This is a genomic window from Anaeromassilibacillus sp. D41t1_190614_C2 (assembly GCF_015558525.1).
Taxonomy (GTDB): Bacteria; Bacillota; Clostridia; order Oscillospirales; family Acutalibacteraceae; genus Anaeromassilibacillus; species Anaeromassilibacillus stercoravium.
Window position 1 is genome coordinate 185,788 of record NZ_JADMOD010000001.1, and the last position, 15,871, is coordinate 201,658.

The 15,871-nt window shown below is 55.2% G+C and carries 15 protein-coding genes and 1 tRNA gene; 7 read left to right on the forward strand and 9 right to left on the reverse strand.

Translation table 11 applies throughout. The features are described from left to right. Positions 1 to 2,232 carry a DNA gyrase subunit A gene (locus I2G69_RS00785; protein ID WP_195560027.1) on the forward strand — a complete coding sequence of 744 codons (2,232 nt, stop codon included), beginning with the start codon at positions 1 to 3 and terminating at the stop codon, positions 2,230 to 2,232. 332 nt (positions 2,233 to 2,564) lie between these two features. Here the strand turns inward: I2G69_RS00785 and I2G69_RS00790 are convergent, their stop codons facing one another. Further along, the gene (locus I2G69_RS00790; protein ID WP_195560028.1) at positions 2,565 to 3,092 is read right to left on the reverse strand and encodes a hypothetical protein; all 528 of its coding nucleotides are present in this window, start codon (positions 3,090 to 3,092) and stop codon (positions 2,565 to 2,567) included. Positions 3,093 to 3,278: 186 nt separating this feature from the next. Beyond that, entirely contained in the window at positions 3,279 to 3,851 is a 573-nt protein-coding gene (locus tag I2G69_RS00795) for a papain-like cysteine protease family protein (protein WP_191395131.1), read from the reverse strand. Positions 3,852 to 4,288: 437 nt separating this feature from the next. On the opposite strand from I2G69_RS00795, the gene secG reads away from it, so the two are divergent. The 5 genes from secG (at position 4,289) to I2G69_RS00820 (ending at position 8,709) form a co-directional block, all read left to right on the forward strand. Then, entirely contained in the window at positions 4,289 to 4,537 is a 249-nt protein-coding gene (secG, locus tag I2G69_RS00800) for a preprotein translocase subunit SecG (RefSeq protein ID WP_191362305.1), read from the forward strand. Positions 4,538 to 4,679: 142 nt separating this feature from the next. Further along, positions 4,680 to 6,890 carry a ribonuclease R gene (rnr, locus tag I2G69_RS00805; protein WP_195560029.1) on the forward strand — a complete coding sequence of 737 codons (2,211 nt, stop codon included), beginning with the start codon at positions 4,680 to 4,682 and terminating at the stop codon, positions 6,888 to 6,890. Between the two features lie 190 nt (positions 6,891 to 7,080). Beyond that, entirely contained in the window at positions 7,081 to 7,377 is a 297-nt protein-coding gene (locus I2G69_RS00810; protein WP_242969614.1) for a DUF2508 family protein, read from the forward strand. Between the two features lie 164 nt (positions 7,378 to 7,541). After that, complete coding sequence (locus tag I2G69_RS00815) at positions 7,542 to 7,805, forward strand: pro-sigmaK processing inhibitor BofA family protein (RefSeq protein ID WP_087230042.1); 264 nt, start codon at positions 7,542 to 7,544, stop codon at positions 7,803 to 7,805. A gap of 151 nt (positions 7,806 to 7,956) precedes the next feature. Then, positions 7,957 to 8,709 carry a copper homeostasis protein CutC gene (locus I2G69_RS00820; protein ID WP_195560030.1) on the forward strand — a complete coding sequence of 251 codons (753 nt, stop codon included), beginning with the start codon at positions 7,957 to 7,959 and terminating at the stop codon, positions 8,707 to 8,709. 4 nt (positions 8,710 to 8,713) lie between these two features. Here I2G69_RS00820 and I2G69_RS00825 read toward each other — a convergent pair whose 3' ends face one another. Beyond that, entirely contained in the window at positions 8,714 to 9,304 is a 591-nt protein-coding gene (locus tag I2G69_RS00825) for a DUF4364 family protein (protein ID WP_087230048.1), read from the reverse strand. Between the two features lie 199 nt (positions 9,305 to 9,503). Continuing rightward, on the reverse strand, positions 9,504 to 9,884 hold the full coding sequence (locus I2G69_RS00830) for a helix-turn-helix domain-containing protein (RefSeq protein WP_087230051.1): 381 nt from the start codon (positions 9,882 to 9,884) through the stop codon (positions 9,504 to 9,506). 226 nt (positions 9,885 to 10,110) lie between these two features. Between I2G69_RS00830 and I2G69_RS00835 the strand changes: the two genes are divergently transcribed. Beyond that, a tRNA-Thr gene (locus I2G69_RS00835) sits at positions 10,111 to 10,186 on the forward strand. A 175-nt stretch (positions 10,187 to 10,361) separates the two neighbouring features. Here the strand turns inward: I2G69_RS00835 and lpdA are convergent. From lpdA to gcvH, 5 genes are read right to left on the reverse strand one after another with little or no spacing between them, the layout of a single operon-like run. Continuing rightward, a complete protein-coding gene (gene lpdA / locus I2G69_RS00840; RefSeq protein ID WP_243254712.1) occupies positions 10,362 to 11,705 on the reverse strand; it encodes a dihydrolipoyl dehydrogenase in 1,344 nt (447 codons plus the stop codon). Continuing rightward, complete coding sequence (locus I2G69_RS00845; protein ID WP_191448172.1) at positions 11,702 to 12,700, reverse strand: lipoate--protein ligase; 999 nt, start codon at positions 12,698 to 12,700, stop codon at positions 11,702 to 11,704. Before I2G69_RS00845 ends, lpdA begins: the two co-directional genes overlap by 4 nt. Beyond that, complete coding sequence (gene gcvPB / locus I2G69_RS00850; RefSeq protein ID WP_195560032.1) at positions 12,693 to 14,129, reverse strand: aminomethyl-transferring glycine dehydrogenase subunit GcvPB; 1,437 nt, start codon at positions 14,127 to 14,129, stop codon at positions 12,693 to 12,695. Before gcvPB ends, I2G69_RS00845 begins: the two co-directional genes overlap by 8 nt. Continuing rightward, on the reverse strand, positions 14,126 to 15,436 hold the full coding sequence (gene gcvPA / locus I2G69_RS00855) for an aminomethyl-transferring glycine dehydrogenase subunit GcvPA (protein ID WP_195560033.1): 1,311 nt from the start codon (positions 15,434 to 15,436) through the stop codon (positions 14,126 to 14,128). Before gcvPA ends, gcvPB begins: the two co-directional genes overlap by 4 nt. Before the next feature lie 36 nt (positions 15,437 to 15,472). Then, entirely contained in the window at positions 15,473 to 15,862 is a 390-nt protein-coding gene (gcvH, locus tag I2G69_RS00860; protein ID WP_087230065.1) for a glycine cleavage system protein GcvH, read from the reverse strand. Between the last annotated feature and the right edge of the window lie 9 nt (positions 15,863 to 15,871).

Genomic DNA, 15,871 nt, shown 5'->3' on the forward strand with positions numbered 1-15,871 from the left:
ATGCCGAAAAAACGCAAAGACCCGCCTCAAGCCCGTCCCAAGGCGAACGGCGTGATTGAAGGCGCGGGCGAGGTGGTGGAACAGCGGATCACCCGCACGCTGGAAGAGAACTACATGCCCTACGCGATGAGCGTGATTCTCTCCCGCGCCATCCCAGAGATCGACGGCTTCAAACCGGCGCACCGGAAGCTGCTGTACACCATGTATAAGATGGGATTGCTGGGCCCGACCCGCACCAAATCGGCCAATATTGTGGGGCAGACGATGAAGCTGAATCCCCACGGCGACGCCGCCATCTACGATACCATGGTGCGCTTGAGCCGGGGCTATGAGGCGCTGCTACACCCATACATCGATTCCAAGGGAAACTTTGGCAAATTTTATTCCAGGGACATGGCGTGGGCGGCCTCCCGTTACACAGAGGCCCGTCTGGACGATCTCTGCAAGGAGCTCTTCAACGACATTGACAAGGACACCGTGGATTTCGTAGACAACTACGACAACACCTTGAAGGAACCCACCCTGCTGCCCGCGAGCTTCCCGTCCGTGCTGGTCAATGCCAACACGGGCATCGCGGTTGGCATGGCGAGTTCCATCTGCCCATTTAACCTGGCGGAGGTCTGCCAGACGACGATTGCCCTGATGCGCGACCCGGAGCACGACATCGCCACCACCCTGCTGGCGCCGGACTTCCCCGGCGGAGGCCAGCTCGTTTACGATGCAAAGTCCATCCAGGAGATTTACCGGACCGGACGCGGCAGCTTCCGCGTGCGCGCGCGGTATAGCTACGACAAATCCGTCAACTGCATCGACATCACGCAGATCCCCCCCACAACCACGGTGGAAGCGATTGTCGAAAAAGTGGTGGATCTGGTAAAGCACGGCAAGCTCAAGGAGATTTCCGACATCCGCGATGAAACGGGCCTGGATGGGCTGAAGATTACCATTGATCTGAAGCGCGGCGTGGACCCGGACCGTCTGATGCAGCGCCTGTTTAAGTTTACGCCCTTGGAGGACAGCTTCTCCTGCAACTTCAATGTGTTGATCGCGGGTGTTCCGCGCGTGCTCGGCGTGGGCGACCTGTTGCAGGAGTGGGTGGCGTTCCGCATCGAATGCGTGCGCCGCCGCACGCATTTTGACCTGAGCAAAAAGCGCGACAAGCTCCATCTGCTCAAGGGCCTTCAAGCGATCCTGCTGGACATCGACAAGGCCGTGGCCATTGTGCGCAACACGGAGGAGGAGGCCGAGGTAGTCCCGAACCTGATGATCGGCTTCGGCATCGACGAGGTGCAGGCGGAATATGTGGCCGAGATCAAACTGCGCCACCTCAACCGGGAATACATCCTCAAGCGAACGGAAGAGGTTGGCCAGCTGGAAAAGGACATCGCGGAGCTCCAGGGGATTCTGGACAGCAAGGCAAAGGTCAAGGGGATCATCATCAAGGAATTGCAGGCGGTGGCAAAGCAATACGGCCAGCCGCGCCGCACGATGCTGCTCTATTCCGACGAGTTGGAGGAGTACCGGGAAGAGGAGGAAATCCCCGATTATCCCGTGCATTTGTTTTTCACCCGCGATGGGTATTTCAAGAAGATCACGCCGCAGTCGCTGCGCATGAGCGGGGAGCAGAAGCTCAAAGAGGGCGACGAGGTGGTGCAGCAATTGGAGAGCACCAACAATGTGGACCTTCTGTTCTTTACGGACCGGGCGCAGGTGTACAAGGCAAAGGCTTCCGATTTTGGGGACACCAAGGCCAGCGTATTGGGCGAATACATCCCCGCGAAGCTCGGAATGGACGAGGACGAAAACGCCATTTATATGGCGGTGACAAAGGACTACGGCGGCTATATGCTGTTCTTCTTTGAGAATGGCAAAGTTGCCAAGGTCAATATGGAATCCTACGCGACCAAGACGAACCGCCGGAAGCTGCTCGGCGCGTACAGCGATAAATCCCCGGCGGCATCCATCGCGTATATCCAGGAGGATTGCGAGTTCCTTCTCACCAGCGCACAGGGGCGGATGCTCCTGATGCATACGGGCGCCGTACAGCCCAAGACGACGCGCAACACGCAGGGCGTTGCAGCGATGACACTGCGCAAAGGCGGGCGTCTGCTGCGGGCGGTGCCGTATGCCGAGGGAATGCTGAAAAAGCCGGACCGCTACCGCAAGAATATCCCTGCGTTGGGCACGCTGCCTACCCCGGAGGAGACCGAAGGGGAACAGTTGACGCTGTGATGTTTGCCAGCGCATCCGCTTGTGGAGACCGGATGCAGGCGAAGATGGCCGGGGTTAGAAACCGGCCGATAGCAACCAAACGATCGAGCGGGAGAACCGAAGAATTGGTTCTCCCGCTTTGTTTGTACGCTAGGGGCGAATCCATACCGTTTCTTACCGCATTGCGATGTGTTACAAAAGCAAACGGGCGCCAGCGGCCAATAGCCGCCAGCGCCCGAAGCGGTTTCCGAAACGGCAAACGCATGCATCCCGGAATTCCTTTGTTAGAATGTCCGTATCCGGCTCGGTTTATACATGATTCTGTGCATCAGATTGGAAAATAGCGCGGGACTTCATGCGGCCTCGGGCTGGATGAGGTCCAACAGGTTTTCGGAGACATAATCGTAGACGGAACGAGCCCATTCAAAATCATAGTCGGGAAAGAGCTCTTGCTGTTCCTGGATTCGGTCTTCGAAGCTCTCGTCCGGATAGAAAAAGCCTGTCACGTCGCAAATCAAATAGCCATCTTTTTCCACTATGCATGTTTTCCGGACATCTGCGGCGGGGATGGACTGCTCCTTTAGCAGGACGCAAGTTCCATCGTTGCATTCGCTCTCTTTAAAACATTGCAGAATAAACATGTTGTTGGGCGTAAAGTCGACCATCCGCTCGCTGGTATCCACATGGATGCGGGTCACGTTTCCGTAAAATTCGCCGCTGTTCCAATAGTCGGAGACTGCCGTGTGTTCCGCTCCCCAGAGGCCATCGGCGTTCCGATTGGGATCGTGAAACGTTTTGGACGAGTCCACCGTCAAGCCGATGTCCTGGAGCGAATAGCCTTGAATGACCTTGGCATATTCGGTTGAGGGGTCAGTAGGCAAAAATTCAGGAGCTTGCGAATAATCAATACTTTGGTTGGAAGAAATAGGAGTGGAATTATTTATATTCGATGATGAGGGATTTCCGTAATTTGTACAGCCATAAAAAATGAATAGCAGTACAATTGATGTTAATAGATAACAATGTTTTTTCATAAAAAAGCTCCCTCTTAATATGACGATTCAAAATTAGTACTTGTAACTATAAACCCGATTAATGATATATCCTTGGTTGGTATAGTCTTGAAGAGTGGGATAATTGTAAGAAGCAGGATCTTTAATATAAATTAATTCTCCACTGTATGCATAAGCAACAACGTAATGAGTATTACTTCCTTTCGCCATACCAATCATTACGGGTCTCTTTTTATTGCTAATAGAATCGGCCACAATAGGCGCAAGTTCTGCCGTGGTATATGTCCGAGAACTATCATGCAAATCTAACGTTAAGCTACAACGACTTCCTGCTTGTTCATAATAAAAAGGACACGCATAATTTGCGACGATTCTATTTACTTGGCCAGGATCGTAATCAAGACCTCTTAAATAGTTTGCTATCATGGTAAAGCTTGTTAATGTGCAGCCATAGGTTCCAATGGGAACGTTTTGAGTTTGCATAAGGTCGTTACTATACGATTGCCCACTTTGTTGCCAGCGTTTTATAGAGATTTCCCCACGAGCCTTTGTACGAAGTAATATTTGTCCTCTTACTGTAGCTGCTTGAATTTCCGCCGTACTGGGCGGTAAGGGATCATAATCCAACGCAAAAGAACCTGTGATATGATTTGGTATAGCGTATCCTGGAAGAGAAATCATTGTTACCAGCAGTGTACATAGAAGTAAAGAAGAAAAATCTTTTTAAACATTCTAAAATTCTCCTTTCCAAGTTGATACTATTAAAACATAGAAATACTTATATGATTGAAATTTCAAATATTAATAGCCACAATGGAATTATCCTCCTATATATTTACTAATTCTAAAATAACAATATACTTTAAAATTGTCAATAAAAATTACAGATTTGAAATTATTTTAAACAATTTTTATAAAGAATATGTGAAAAATATAGATGTATTTAAAATAGAAAATACACCTTTCGAAAAGATGCTTGCAATACATGCGCGTTTGTGCTATTATATTCTAAGCTAAAAAGCGGATTGGGAGAATCGTCCCAGTTCTATTTTCGGAGGTGCACTATGGGCGTTTGGCAGATTATCTTGGGGATTGTCCTGATTCTGTTCTCCGTCGCCATCATTGTTGTTGTTCTGTTGCAGGAAGGCCATCAGGCAGGACTCGGAGCAATTACAGGCGGTGCGGATACATTCCTTGCGAAGAACCAGGCCCGCACAGTTGACGCGTTCCTTGCCCGGTGGACAAAGGTGATTGCCGTTGGCTTCTTTATCCTTGTCATCGGTCTGAATGCGCTTGTGTTCTTTGCCCCGTAAATCAAGACGCGAAAAGCCCCGCTTGTATAAGCGGGGCTTTTTTCTGCCAAGAATCCAAAAGAGAAAGCAATAAATTGCACAGGGACTGGGAAGAATTTTTGTTGAGAAGCGCCACACGATGGGCGCAATAGGAGTATCGAGTATGTTGGAAGAAATGAAAGATCAGATTTTAAAGTTTGTGCAAAAGACGCCGCAGGCGATGACTTCGCGTGGGCTGATGAAAAAAATGCGTGTAAAAGATCCAAAATTGTTTTATCGGGCGATGGACCAGCTGCGGCAGCAAGGGGTTTTGCAGGTCAATAAAAAGCACCGCGTGCGCCTTGCCGCGTCTTCCGCGCGTTCGAAACGGGCGGGTTCCCCAAGGGAAAAGCGGCCTTTCAGCGGCACACTCCGCGAAAAATTGCGCGGTCCGGTGGAGAAGATCGACGGGGTCAAAAGAGCGGTGATTGTCTCCCTGAGCAAGGGGTTTGCCTTTGCCCGCCCGGAGGACGGCGGGGAGGATTTGTTCATCCATGCGGATCATCTGAAGTCCGCCTTCATCGGGGATACCGTTGTGTTGAACCATTTGGAGCGCAGCGGCAAGGGGCTTTCCGCAGATGTGGAACAGATCACTGAACGGGCGAGCCGTCTGCTCACCGGGACGTTGGTGGAGGGCGAAGAGGGGCTGGAATTTGCGCCGGATGACGCCATCCGTTACAACCTTTCTCTTTCCAGGAAAAGCTTGCCACATCTCCGCCCGCATGTGAAAGCGCAGGCGGAGATCCAGCAGATTCCCGGGACGGACCGGCTGACTGCCCGCGTAATCAAGGTTTATGGCAATTCGGACAGCGCAAAGATTTGCGCGGATGCCATCATTGACCAGAATGGGATTCGGACGGAATTCCCGGAAGAGGTCCTCGCAGAGGCGGAAAAGATTCGAAAGTCAAAGATCACGGAGAAAGACCGCAAAGGCCGCCTCGACCTGCGCGGGCTCGGCATCTGTACGATCGACGGGCCGGACGCAAAGGACCTGGACGACGCGATCTCCGTCAGCCGCACGCGGTTGGGGTATCGCCTGGGCGTGCACATTGCGGACGTGTCGCATTATGTCAAGGTGGGAAGCGCCATCGACTTGGAGGCGAGGGAACGCGGCACGTCGGTCTACTTTGCGGACCGCGTCATCCCCATGCTGCCGGAAGCGCTGAGCAACGGCGTTTGTTCGCTCAATGCGGGGGAGGATAAACTCACGTTTTCCGCCATCATCGAATTGGACAAGCAGGGGACGATCCTTTCGTTCCGCTTCCGGAAGAGCATCATCAATTCGAAGGTGCGCGGCGTTTACGGCGAGGTCAATCAGCTGTTCAACGGGACGGCGGATAAAGCGCTGCGCAAAAAATATTCGCCGGTCATCCGGTCGCTCCATGCGGCGCGGGAGCTTGCGGAGATCCTGAAGGCGCGCGCGAAGCGCAGTGGCACGGTGGAATTGGACAGCACAGAGTCCCGCTTTGTATTGGACGGGCAGGGCGTCTGCGTGGATGTGCAGCCCCGCGAGAGCGGAGAGGCGGAGCAGATGATCGAGCAATTGATGATTACCGCAAACCAGGCGGCGGCGCAATTGGCGAAACGCGCCAACCTCCCCTTTGTATATCGCATCCACGAACAGCCGGCCCCGGACCGTGTGGAGTCCCTGGCCGATTTGGTAGGGGCCTTGGGCCTGAACCCGGTCTCCCTGCGGCACAGTGCAAGCGTCAAGACGGCGGATTTTGCGGCGATCATGGAGCAGGCGGAAGGGACGCCTGCGCAGAAGGTGATTTCCCATCAGCTGCTGCGCACCATGGCAAAGGCGCGCTATGACACCCAGCCGGTCGGCCATTTCGGCTTGGCTTTGGAGGACTACTGCCATTTTACCTCCCCGATCCGGCGGTACCCGGACACGGCGATCCACCGCATCCTGTCCGCGTACCTTGCAAAGGATAAGCAGATTGCCGCGCATTATACGGAGTTTGCCCGCGAAGCAGCGTCGAATTCCTCCAAATGCGAGGTCCGGGCGATGGCGGCGGAGCGCAGTGCAGAGGATTGCTACATGGCGGAATATATGCGGCAGCATATCGGGGAAGAGGCCACCGGTGTCATCAGCGGCGTAACCATGCGGGGGGTATTTGTCGAGCTTCCCAATACAGTGGAAGGGTTTGTCCCCATCACCTCCTTTGAAGGGGCCCATTTTGAATTTGATGGAATGATTACGCAATACGACGCCACCACCGGCCGGAAGCTGACCATCGGCCAGCCGCTGCGCGTCAAGGCTGTGGCGGCGGACGTCGCAAGCGGGCGGATTGATTTCCTCCCGGTGGAGCCTACGCCTGAAAATGCATAATCGGCAATGCCCGGAAAGAGCGCTCTATTTCAGAGTCCCTTTCGGGGCTTTTTTTATTTTTTAAAGCTTTTTACCGCAAACTGGTATAAAGGATGGAATAAATGTCCACCATATTCACATAGAAATAAAAATACACGCGGAAGATTCATGCATTGAGGAAGCGCTCTTTTTCCAATGCATGAGGACGGCAATGGAAAGTGGTGTGCGTATGGAAACGGTGTTGAAACTGATACAACGTGTGGACAGCCGGGAGACAGATAAAAAGCAGGAACAGGAGAAACGGCAGCTCCTGGAGGAACTCCGGGAGGTTGCGCGGCTCATGGCCTGCAACGACCTTTGGTTCCAGCTGGAGTGCGATGAAAATTTGATCGAAGCATGCATCTACCAGCGCGAGGCGTTACAGGCGCGGTACCGTTATCTGTTGGGGACGGCGCGGCGCAAAGGGATCAGCTGCGAACCGTTTCAACCGAAGAGGGCAGAGGGATAAGTCCATGGTGGGCTTGTCCCTTCCCTTGTTTTACGGGGAGTTTTTGGAAAAGGAGTGATGTGAGAAAAAGAAGCCCGGCCGCACCAAGCGTTCCATCTTCCGGGCCATTTTCCGCGGTGTAATGGGCAGATGTTTCAGATTGCTATGGGAAAGGGGAAAGGGACATGAATCATTGGACGATGCTTTTGATTGGATTGGGCGTTTTTGCCCTGTTGGTGCTTTTGCAGGCTATTGTACGGGCAGCGCATCCAGTCCAGCGCGCCATAGGAGGGATTGTGATGGGCCTATGCGCTTTGGTTGCCGTCAATTTGACAGGCGTTTTTACCGGGGTCTCCATCCCACTCAGCCCCCTGGCGATCGGGGTGTCCGGCGCAGCGGGAATCCCAGGGGTGACGCTCTTGCTTTTGCTAAACCTGATCTTTGTATAGGAAAGAAGGATTGCCAGCCGTTTCAAAAATGGATGATGCTTAACGAAGGGCCTGAGCATCCAGAGCTTTATTTTGAAGGGATCACCGCTTATCTGGATTTTTCCACCGGGATGTGATACAATCGGAAAAAGAAAAATATGGGAGGTCACTTATGAAGGATTTTCTTTTGGAAGCTTGCGTGGACAGCACGGCTTCGGCGGAAGCAGCCCACCGCGGCGGAGCGGACCGCCTGGAGCTTTGCAGCGGATTGGTCGTTGGCGGTTTGACGCCGGGTCTTTCCTTCTTCCGTCAGGTCAAAGAACGCACAGGGATGCGTGTACATGTGCTGATTCGCCCACGGTTCGGAGATTTTTGCTATTCGGAAGAGGAATTCGCAGTGATGGCGGAAGATGTGAAAGCCTTTGTGGAGGCGGGTGCGGATGGAATTGTCGTGGGATTTTTGCAGCCGGATGGGAATCTCGACCTTTCCCGCATGAAGCGGATCCGGGAACTCTGCGGGGACCGCCACTTGACGCTGCACCGCGCGTTCGACGTCTGCGCAGATCCGTTCCGCGCGCTGGGAGAAGCAAAGGAACTAGGGGTCAATACCATCCTAACCTCCGGGCAGAGGGACAGCGCGCTCGAAGGAGCGGCGCTCCTGCATGATTTGGTACAGGCTGCCGGCGGGAAAGTGGACATTCTTGTGGGCAGCGGCGTCCATTCCGCCAATATGGCGCAGCTTGCCGCCAAGACGGGCGCAAAAAGCTTCCATTTGTCCGCCAAAAAAGAAAAAGACAGTGCCATGGCCTATCGGAAATCCGATGTGCATATGGGACTGCCTATGATGAGTGAATATACCATTTTTGAAACCGATGAGCGGGAAATCGCCGCAGCACGGCGCGTGCTGGAGCAATTTGAAGGATGACGGTTCAGCCCTTCATTTCCTTTAAAAGGTCGGAAACCATATCCCGGTTATTGGTGACCAGCGCCAGCATCATGCGATAGACGTTTTCCGGGGCGCGGTGGAAGTTGCGCTTTACCATGCGGGCCTGAAAGAGGTCCGGGACATAGAGTGTAAAGTTCATCAGCTCCATGTCGCCCCCGGAAACGTGGCAGGTCACATTGTATCCGCGCTCTGTCCGGTTGATTTCCACCTTGTTTTCCCGCTCGCGCTTTGCGGCGGCCAATAGGTTGACCGCTGCGGAAACCGCCCGTTCACGAACGGAGAGCGGCACGGCCGCATCCAATTGTTTGGCGATCATGCGCGCTTGCCGTGTGGCGGAAAGCAGATCGGGATGCTCTTCATCGGCGGTAATATTGCCATTGCCCAAAAGTTCCGCTAATGCGTCCGTCACTTCAAAATAATTGGCAAGCCCGTTATCCTGCATAATACCGATGATGTCTTGTCGGGAAAGAGGAGCGTCCACGCTGGAGAGCAGATAGCAGATTAAGATCCGGATCTGATTTTTGGTGCGGAGCCCCCCCGGCTCGACTCCGCCGGTAAAAGCATCAAATTCCATGAGAAATCCTCCCTTTGTCCTTGCGGACGCCGCGACAACCACATGCCCGAAACCTTGCAAAGTCCCCAGGTAAGGGCTATGCGTTACAAAAAAGCCAAAGCCACTCGTCCCCCTTTTGGACAGGTACGCTTTGACTTTGTTTTTCTTCTTTATTAGTTTAACACATGGTACGGCGCCTTGCAAGACGAAAGAGGGGGTTTTATTTTTTCAGACCGCAGATGTCGTTGGCACTCTGTAAGATTTCTTCCTGCTCTTCCGGCGTGGCAGAACGGAAAATGCCAACCAGCAACCGTTCGTCTGCCGAAAGGTCATAGATGTATTTGATGTGGTCAAAACTATCGCTCCTACTCGAATCCCGCAATTGCCCTGCCTCCGACTCGTCCATCAACAGCTCCATCAGGGAAACGTTATAGATCTTCGCCAGCAGCTTTAAAACGGAAATAGAAGGTGTGGTTTTTCCGGTTTCGTAATAGGTATAGGTGGAACGCGAGCAATTTAAAATTTTCGCGATTTCCATCTGTTTGAATCCATTATTCTCCCGCAAAGTACGCAACTTATCGCAAAGCTTTTTGTTAGTCAAGGCCTATTCCCATCTTTCTTATAAATTCTAGATCTATATGCTATATTATAATATAGTTACATGATTTTCGGATTATTATGTCAATAATCTTCACGGAATTAGAGGCGATAAAAATAGTATCCGCGGATATAGAGAAAAGTTTATAGAAAATGTACTTTTTTTTCGAAAAGCCCTTGACGTTTGAATAAAAATTTTGTATACTATCAAAGTCAGCCGTACTAAATATGCTACTGTGGCTCAGTCGGTAGAGCAGCTGATTCGTAATCAGCAGGTCGGCAGTTCGAGTCTGCCCAGTAGCTCCAAAAGGACCGTATGGACAAGCCCTTGTTGGTGTGCCATACGGTCCTTTTTATTTTCCGAGCAGAGCAAAGGAAAGCGCTCCCGATCGCTTAGGGTCAAATCCCCATGCAGTCGGGAGCGTTTTGTGTAGCATAAAACGGGTTAGATTTGTAAAAAAGCCTACCTCTGTTGCGTAGGTTAAAGGCTCAAGATTTCACTCACCGTGGGATGCGGAAAGATGGTCTGGGAGAGCTGCTCCGCCGTCAACCCGGCGTTCACAGAGGCAGTCAGTCCGCCGATCATCTCAGAGGCATGGGGACACATGAGTTGTGCCCCAAGAAGGACGTCCGTGTCTGCGTCAAACACAAGCTTAGCAAAGCCGCGTTCCGCCCCCTCCACCACCGCTTTTCCGTTGGCAGAGGTCAACGATTTGCGCACGGTCACCTTGCGTCCCTCCGCTTTGGCGGCATCCGCCGTCAGCCCCACAGAGGCGATCTCCGGCTCTGTAAAGATGCAGGCGGGGATGGCGGATACATTCTTCACCGGAGCGCCTCCAAACATGGCGTGAACCGCATTTTTGGCCTCTGCCTCCGCTGCATGGGCCAGCTGGATGCCGCCGGATATGACGTCCCCCACCGCGTAAACTCCGGGGATTTGAGTCCGATACTGTTCGTCCACCGGGATATAGCCGCGTTCCATCGGGAAATCAAACGATGCGGCAAAGAGCCCCTCGGTGTTGGGCCTGCGGCCCGTGCACACCAGCAGGCAATCCGCCGCGGTTTCCAGATCGCTGCCTTTTTGCGAAAAGCGGCAGAGGAGTTCGCCGTCTCCGGAGGCGATCTCCTGCACAGAGGCGCCTGTGTAGACCGACACACCGCGCTTTTTGAGGATCATCGAAAGGTTTTGGCTGATTTCGCGGTCCATCGTGGGAAGCAGGCGCGGCAGGGCTTCCAAGATGGTGACCGCGCACCCCAGGTCGCTGTAAATCTGCGCAAATTCCACCCCGATCACACCGCCGCCGATGATGGCCAGGCGCTTGCAGTCCACACCATCCCCCTGCAAGAGCTGGTCGCTCGTTACCACGCCGGGGAGATGAATCCCGGGGATGGGAGGCATTGCCGGGAGGGAACCTGTGGCGATCAAAAGGTTTTGCGCCTCATAGGGGGTCCCATCCACCAGGACACGTCCCGGCGCTTCAATCTGGGCGGAACCGTGCAACAGGGTGATGTTCCCCTTTTGAAAGAGCAGTTCGATCCCGCTGCGCAGCTGCGCCGTTACCTTCTGGACATGCGCATACATCGCCGCCCGATCACAGGAGGCGTTCTGCACGTGGATTCCCAATTCTTCGGAACAGGTAGCCTCTCGAAAGACACGGGAGGCGCGCAAAAGCGCCTTGGTGGGGATACAGCCGCGGTTTAAACAGGTGCCGCCCACCGCGTCGCGCTCTACCACCGCCACGGTTTTCCCCAGCTTGGCCGCTTCCAGGGCCGCCACATAGCCGCCGGGTCCTCCGCCGATGACAATCAAATCAAAACCATTCATAACATGCATTCCTCCAGAAGCGACCGGATGTCCCGAGACATCTGCGCTTGTTCTTGATCTTCCATGGGAAGGGCTTTGACCGCGGCGCACAGGGAGCCGCAAGTAAAAGGAAGGCCCTTCCAGGCTTGTTGGACACGTTGTGCATAGAAAACATCCATCGCGTCGGTATAGACAGCCGCCTCCTCCACCCGTCCGGCGGAGACGCGAAATTGGATCGTAATTTCGCCCCAAAAAAATCGCCGGGAAAGCGCATAGGTGAAGTCCGCCTCTTTCCCCATGCGCCACTCCCAGGAGGCAAATTTTTCTTCCAGACGGCGCAATTCTTCCCCAGCCAGGCGTTCGGTGGGAAAGGGAAGAGGCGTCCCATGGTAGACTTCGCCAAAAGCGGCGGTGAGCGCCTGCCGGACCGCTTCCACGGTGATCCCTAGGACCAGTTCTGTGAGGTTCACCACGCGGGACCGCACGGATGGAACGCCTTTGGATTGCAGTTTCCCGGCGGAAACATACAGGTAGTGGGACATCTTTTCCGCATCCACATCGATCAGAATGGTCCCATGGTGATAGCACCGGCCGCCGCTGGAATAGAAGGCGTTTCCGGAGAATTTGCGGCCGCCCGCCGTCAGGTCATTGCGGCCGGATTTTTCCGCCTGAATCCCCAACGCCTGCACCGCCCGGAGGATTACGTCCAACTGGCGTGGTACGCTGTAATCCTCCTTGTGGACCAAAAAGGTAAAATTGAGGTTGCCCAGGTCGTGGAATACCGCGCCCCCTCCGGAAAGGCGGCGGGCTAGAAAGCCTCCGTCGCGTTCCAGGGCTTCCACGCGGCATTCCCGGCGGCTGTTTTGGTTGCGGCCGATCACAACCGTGTTTTGGTTTTGCCAGAGGTAGAGGATACATTCCCCAGGGAGGACAGCGTTTAGCAGGGCCTCTTCCAGGGCTAAATTGGCGTATGGATTGGTACCGCTCGCCGTGGCGATATACAGGGTATTAAGCATCGAAGGAATACCGCAGTTTCGGGGTGCGCGCAGCGCGCACCTCGTCCGGCCGGCGGATGGGCGTGCGCGTGGGCGCGGCGTGGAGCGATTCCGGGTCGGTGTGGGCGCGCTCCAGGATTTCGGTGATCATCTGCGCCGCCCAGTCCAATGTCTCCTTAGATTCGGTCTCCGTCGGTTCGAACATCAGCGCCTCCGGGACGATCAGAGGGAAGTACATGGTCGGCGGATGCATGCCGTAGTCCAACATCGATTTCGCCACGTCCATGGCGGAGACGCCGGTCTCCTTCTTGAGATGCTCCATGGTGAGCACAAATTCGTGCATACAGAGCCCGGGCGTTGCGGCGTCGCAGTACGGTTCCAGAAGCTTCTTCAAATAGTTGGCGTTCAGGACAGCGGTCTGCGCAGCATCCCGCATCCCATCGCCGCCGAGCATTTTCATATAACAGAGCGCACGGACCACCACCAGGAAGTTCCCGTAGAACGCCTTTACGCTGCCGATGGTCTGCTCTGCATCCTCAAAGGTATAGTGGCCATCCTTTTCCACCACATGACGGTTGGGGAGGAAGGGCACAAGAAGATCTTTTACGCCCACAGCGCCGGAACCGGGGCCGCCTCCTCCGTGCGGGGTGGAAAAGGTCTTGTGCAGGTTGAGGTGTACCACGTCGAAGCCCATATCGCCCGGACGCGCGACCCCCATCACGGCGTTGAGGTTGGCGCCGTCGTAGTAGTTCAGGCCGCCCGCCTCGTGGACAATGCGGGTGATTTCCAAAATGTTTTTGTCAAACAATCCCAGCGTGTTGGGATTTGTGAGCATCAATCCGGCGGTGTCGGGGCCTGCGGCCTTGCGCAGCGCGTCGAGGTCCACACAGCCGTCCGGCGAGGATGGCACATTGACCACTTCGAATCCCGTCATGGTGGCGGAGGCTGGATTGGTGCCATGGGCCGAGTCCGGGACGAGGATTTTGGTGCGCTGTAGGTCCCCGCGAGAGCGGTGGTAGGCCTTGATGAGCAGAAGGCCGGTGAATTCTCCGTGCGCGCCTGCGGCGGGCTGGAAGGTCATCGCTTCCATGCTGGTGACGGCGCAGAGGATGCGCTCCGCCTCGGCCAGTACCTCCATGCAGCCCTGTGCCGTGTACTCCGGCTGCAGCGGATGGATTCCCGTGAAGCCCGGCAGGGCGGCGATCTCTTCGTTGAGCGCGGGATTGTATTTCATCGTGCAGGAGCCCAGGGGATAGAAGCCGTCGTTCACCCCGTGGACCCGCTTGGAAAGCTCCGTATAGTGGCGGCTGATGTCCGTCTCGGAGAGTTCCGGGAGATGAAGGGGTTGCTGGCGGGCGAATTGCTCGGGCAGCGCGGCATTTGGAACGTCGCAGTCCGGCAGGAGCGTACAGGCCCTCCCGGGGACGCTTTTTTCAAACAGCAGGTTCATGCGCACACCTCCTTCAACAGGCCGATCAGGGCATCTATTTGCGCTTTGGTGTTCTTTTCCGTTGTACACCAGAGGATGCCGCCCTCCACGGGGTAGCCTCCCAAGATGTCATGCGCTTCCAGCTTGGCGAGAATTTGCTCCGCCGGGAGAGGCGTTTCTGTGACAAATTCCTGGAAAAACGCGCCGGGATAGCGGCGCGGGAAGCCGATCTTTTCCAGCTCTTCCGCGAGGTAGTGCGCCTTTGCATAGCTGAGCTGCGCTGCTTTTTGCAACCCCTGGGGCCCCATCGCCGCCAGGTAGACAGCCGCGCGCATAGCACAGAGGGCCTGGTTGGAGCAGATGTTGGAGGAGGCTTTTTCCCGGCGGATGTGCTGTTCCCTGGCTTGGAGCGTAAGCACAAAGCAGCGTTCGCCCGCTGCGTCCACGGTTTCGCCCACAATGCGGCCCGGCAGCTTGCGGAATAGCGCCTGTGTACAGGCCATGAACCCGAGGTACGGTCCGCCAAAGGCGAGCGGCATCCCGAGCGGCTGGCCTTCTCCCACAGCGATGTCCGCGCCGCATTCGCGCGGCGATTTGAGTATGGCCGCCGCAATGGGGTGGATGCCCAGGATGAATTTGGCCCCTGCTTCGTGGGCAACGGCGCCGATGGCCTCTGCATCCTCCAGGTTGCCGTAGAAATTGGGCTGTTGCAGATAGACGCAGGCGTCCGTATCGCAGAGCATGGCGCGCAGGGCGTCCAGATCGGTGCGCCCGTCCTTAGTTGGAATGAGCGCAACCTCCGCATCCGCGCCCGCACAATAGGTTTGGATGGTTTGAATCACCGCCGGGTGTGCGGCGGCAGAGACCAACGCGCGATTGCGTTTGCGGTCGCGGCACATCGCCACGGCTTCCGCGGCGGCGGAGGCGCCGTCGTACACGGAGGCGTTGGAGGCGTCCATGCCGGTCAGCTCACAGATCATGGTCTGGTATTCAAAAATGGATTGCAGGATCCCCTGGCTGATTTCCGCCTGATAGGGGGTGTAGGCGGTCAAAAATTCTTCCTTATTGCAGACGCGCTCCACAATCGCGGGGATATAGTGGTCGTATGCGCCAGCGCCGCGGAAGATGGTGTGGAACACGTGGTTTTTATCGGCCAACGCACACATCTGCGCGGAGACTTCCATCTCCGAGAGGCCGGGGGCGAGGTCTAGGCCGTCCAGACGGATGGATGCCGGCACATTGTCATAGAGCGCCTCGATCTGTGAGACGCCGACAGCCTCCAACATTTGCCGTTTCTGTCCGGCGGTGGACGGAAGGTAACTTCCCATGGCGATTCTTCCCTTCTCAATCGTTTTTGTAGGGCGTCAATGCTTTGCCTCTTCTTCCGCGCAGAACGCTTCGTAGGCGGCGGCGTCCATCAGGTCGCCGTACTCCGTGATTTCCCCCACCTCGATGAACCAGGCGTCATAGGGAGCCTCGTTGATGCGCTGCGGGGCGTCGAGAAGCTCCTCGTTGATGGCGGAAACCGTGCCCCCCACCGGGCTGTACAGGTCGGAGACCGCTTTGACGCTCTCCACATCTGCAAAGCTTTCGCCCGGCGTGACCGGGTCGCCGACCTCGGGCAGATTGACAAACACAAGGTCGCCCAATTGGTTTTGTGCGTAGTCGGTTACACCGACGCGCGCGGATGTCTCATCGAGCTTTTGAATCCATTCGTGGGACCGGGTGTAGAGCAGTTCATTTGGAATTTTCATATGTATATC

Bases quoted from the DNA above. Each gene is read 5' to 3' on its own strand.
- lpdA (WP_243254712.1), bottom strand. From the start codon at position 11,705: ATGAATGGTTTTGATTTGATTGTCATCGGCGGAGGACCCGGCGGCTAT.
- rnr (WP_195560029.1), top strand. From the start codon at position 4,680: ATGTTGGAAGAAATGAAAGATCAGATTTTAAAGTTTGTGCAAAAGACG.
- I2G69_RS00785 (WP_195560027.1), top strand. From the start codon at position 1: ATGCCGAAAAAACGCAAAGACCCGCCTCAAGCCCGTCCCAAGGCGAAC.
- gcvPB (WP_195560032.1), bottom strand. From the start codon at position 14,129: ATGAACCTGCTGTTTGAAAAAAGCGTCCCCGGGAGGGCCTGTACGCTC.
- I2G69_RS00815 (WP_087230042.1), top strand. From the start codon at position 7,542: ATGAATCATTGGACGATGCTTTTGATTGGATTGGGCGTTTTTGCCCTG.
- gcvH (WP_087230065.1), bottom strand. From the start codon at position 15,862: ATGAAAATTCCAAATGAACTGCTCTACACCCGGTCCCACGAATGGATT.
- I2G69_RS00825 (WP_087230048.1), bottom strand. From the start codon at position 9,304: ATGGAATTTGATGCTTTTACCGGCGGAGTCGAGCCGGGGGGGCTCCGC.
- secG (WP_191362305.1), top strand. From the start codon at position 4,289: ATGGGCGTTTGGCAGATTATCTTGGGGATTGTCCTGATTCTGTTCTCC.
- I2G69_RS00810 (WP_242969614.1), top strand. From the start codon at position 7,081: ATGGAAAGTGGTGTGCGTATGGAAACGGTGTTGAAACTGATACAACGT.
- gcvPA (WP_195560033.1), bottom strand. From the start codon at position 15,436: ATGGGAAGTTACCTTCCGTCCACCGCCGGACAGAAACGGCAAATGTTG.
- I2G69_RS00845 (WP_191448172.1), bottom strand. From the start codon at position 12,700: ATGCTTAATACCCTGTATATCGCCACGGCGAGCGGTACCAATCCATAC.
- I2G69_RS00820 (WP_195560030.1), top strand. From the start codon at position 7,957: ATGAAGGATTTTCTTTTGGAAGCTTGCGTGGACAGCACGGCTTCGGCG.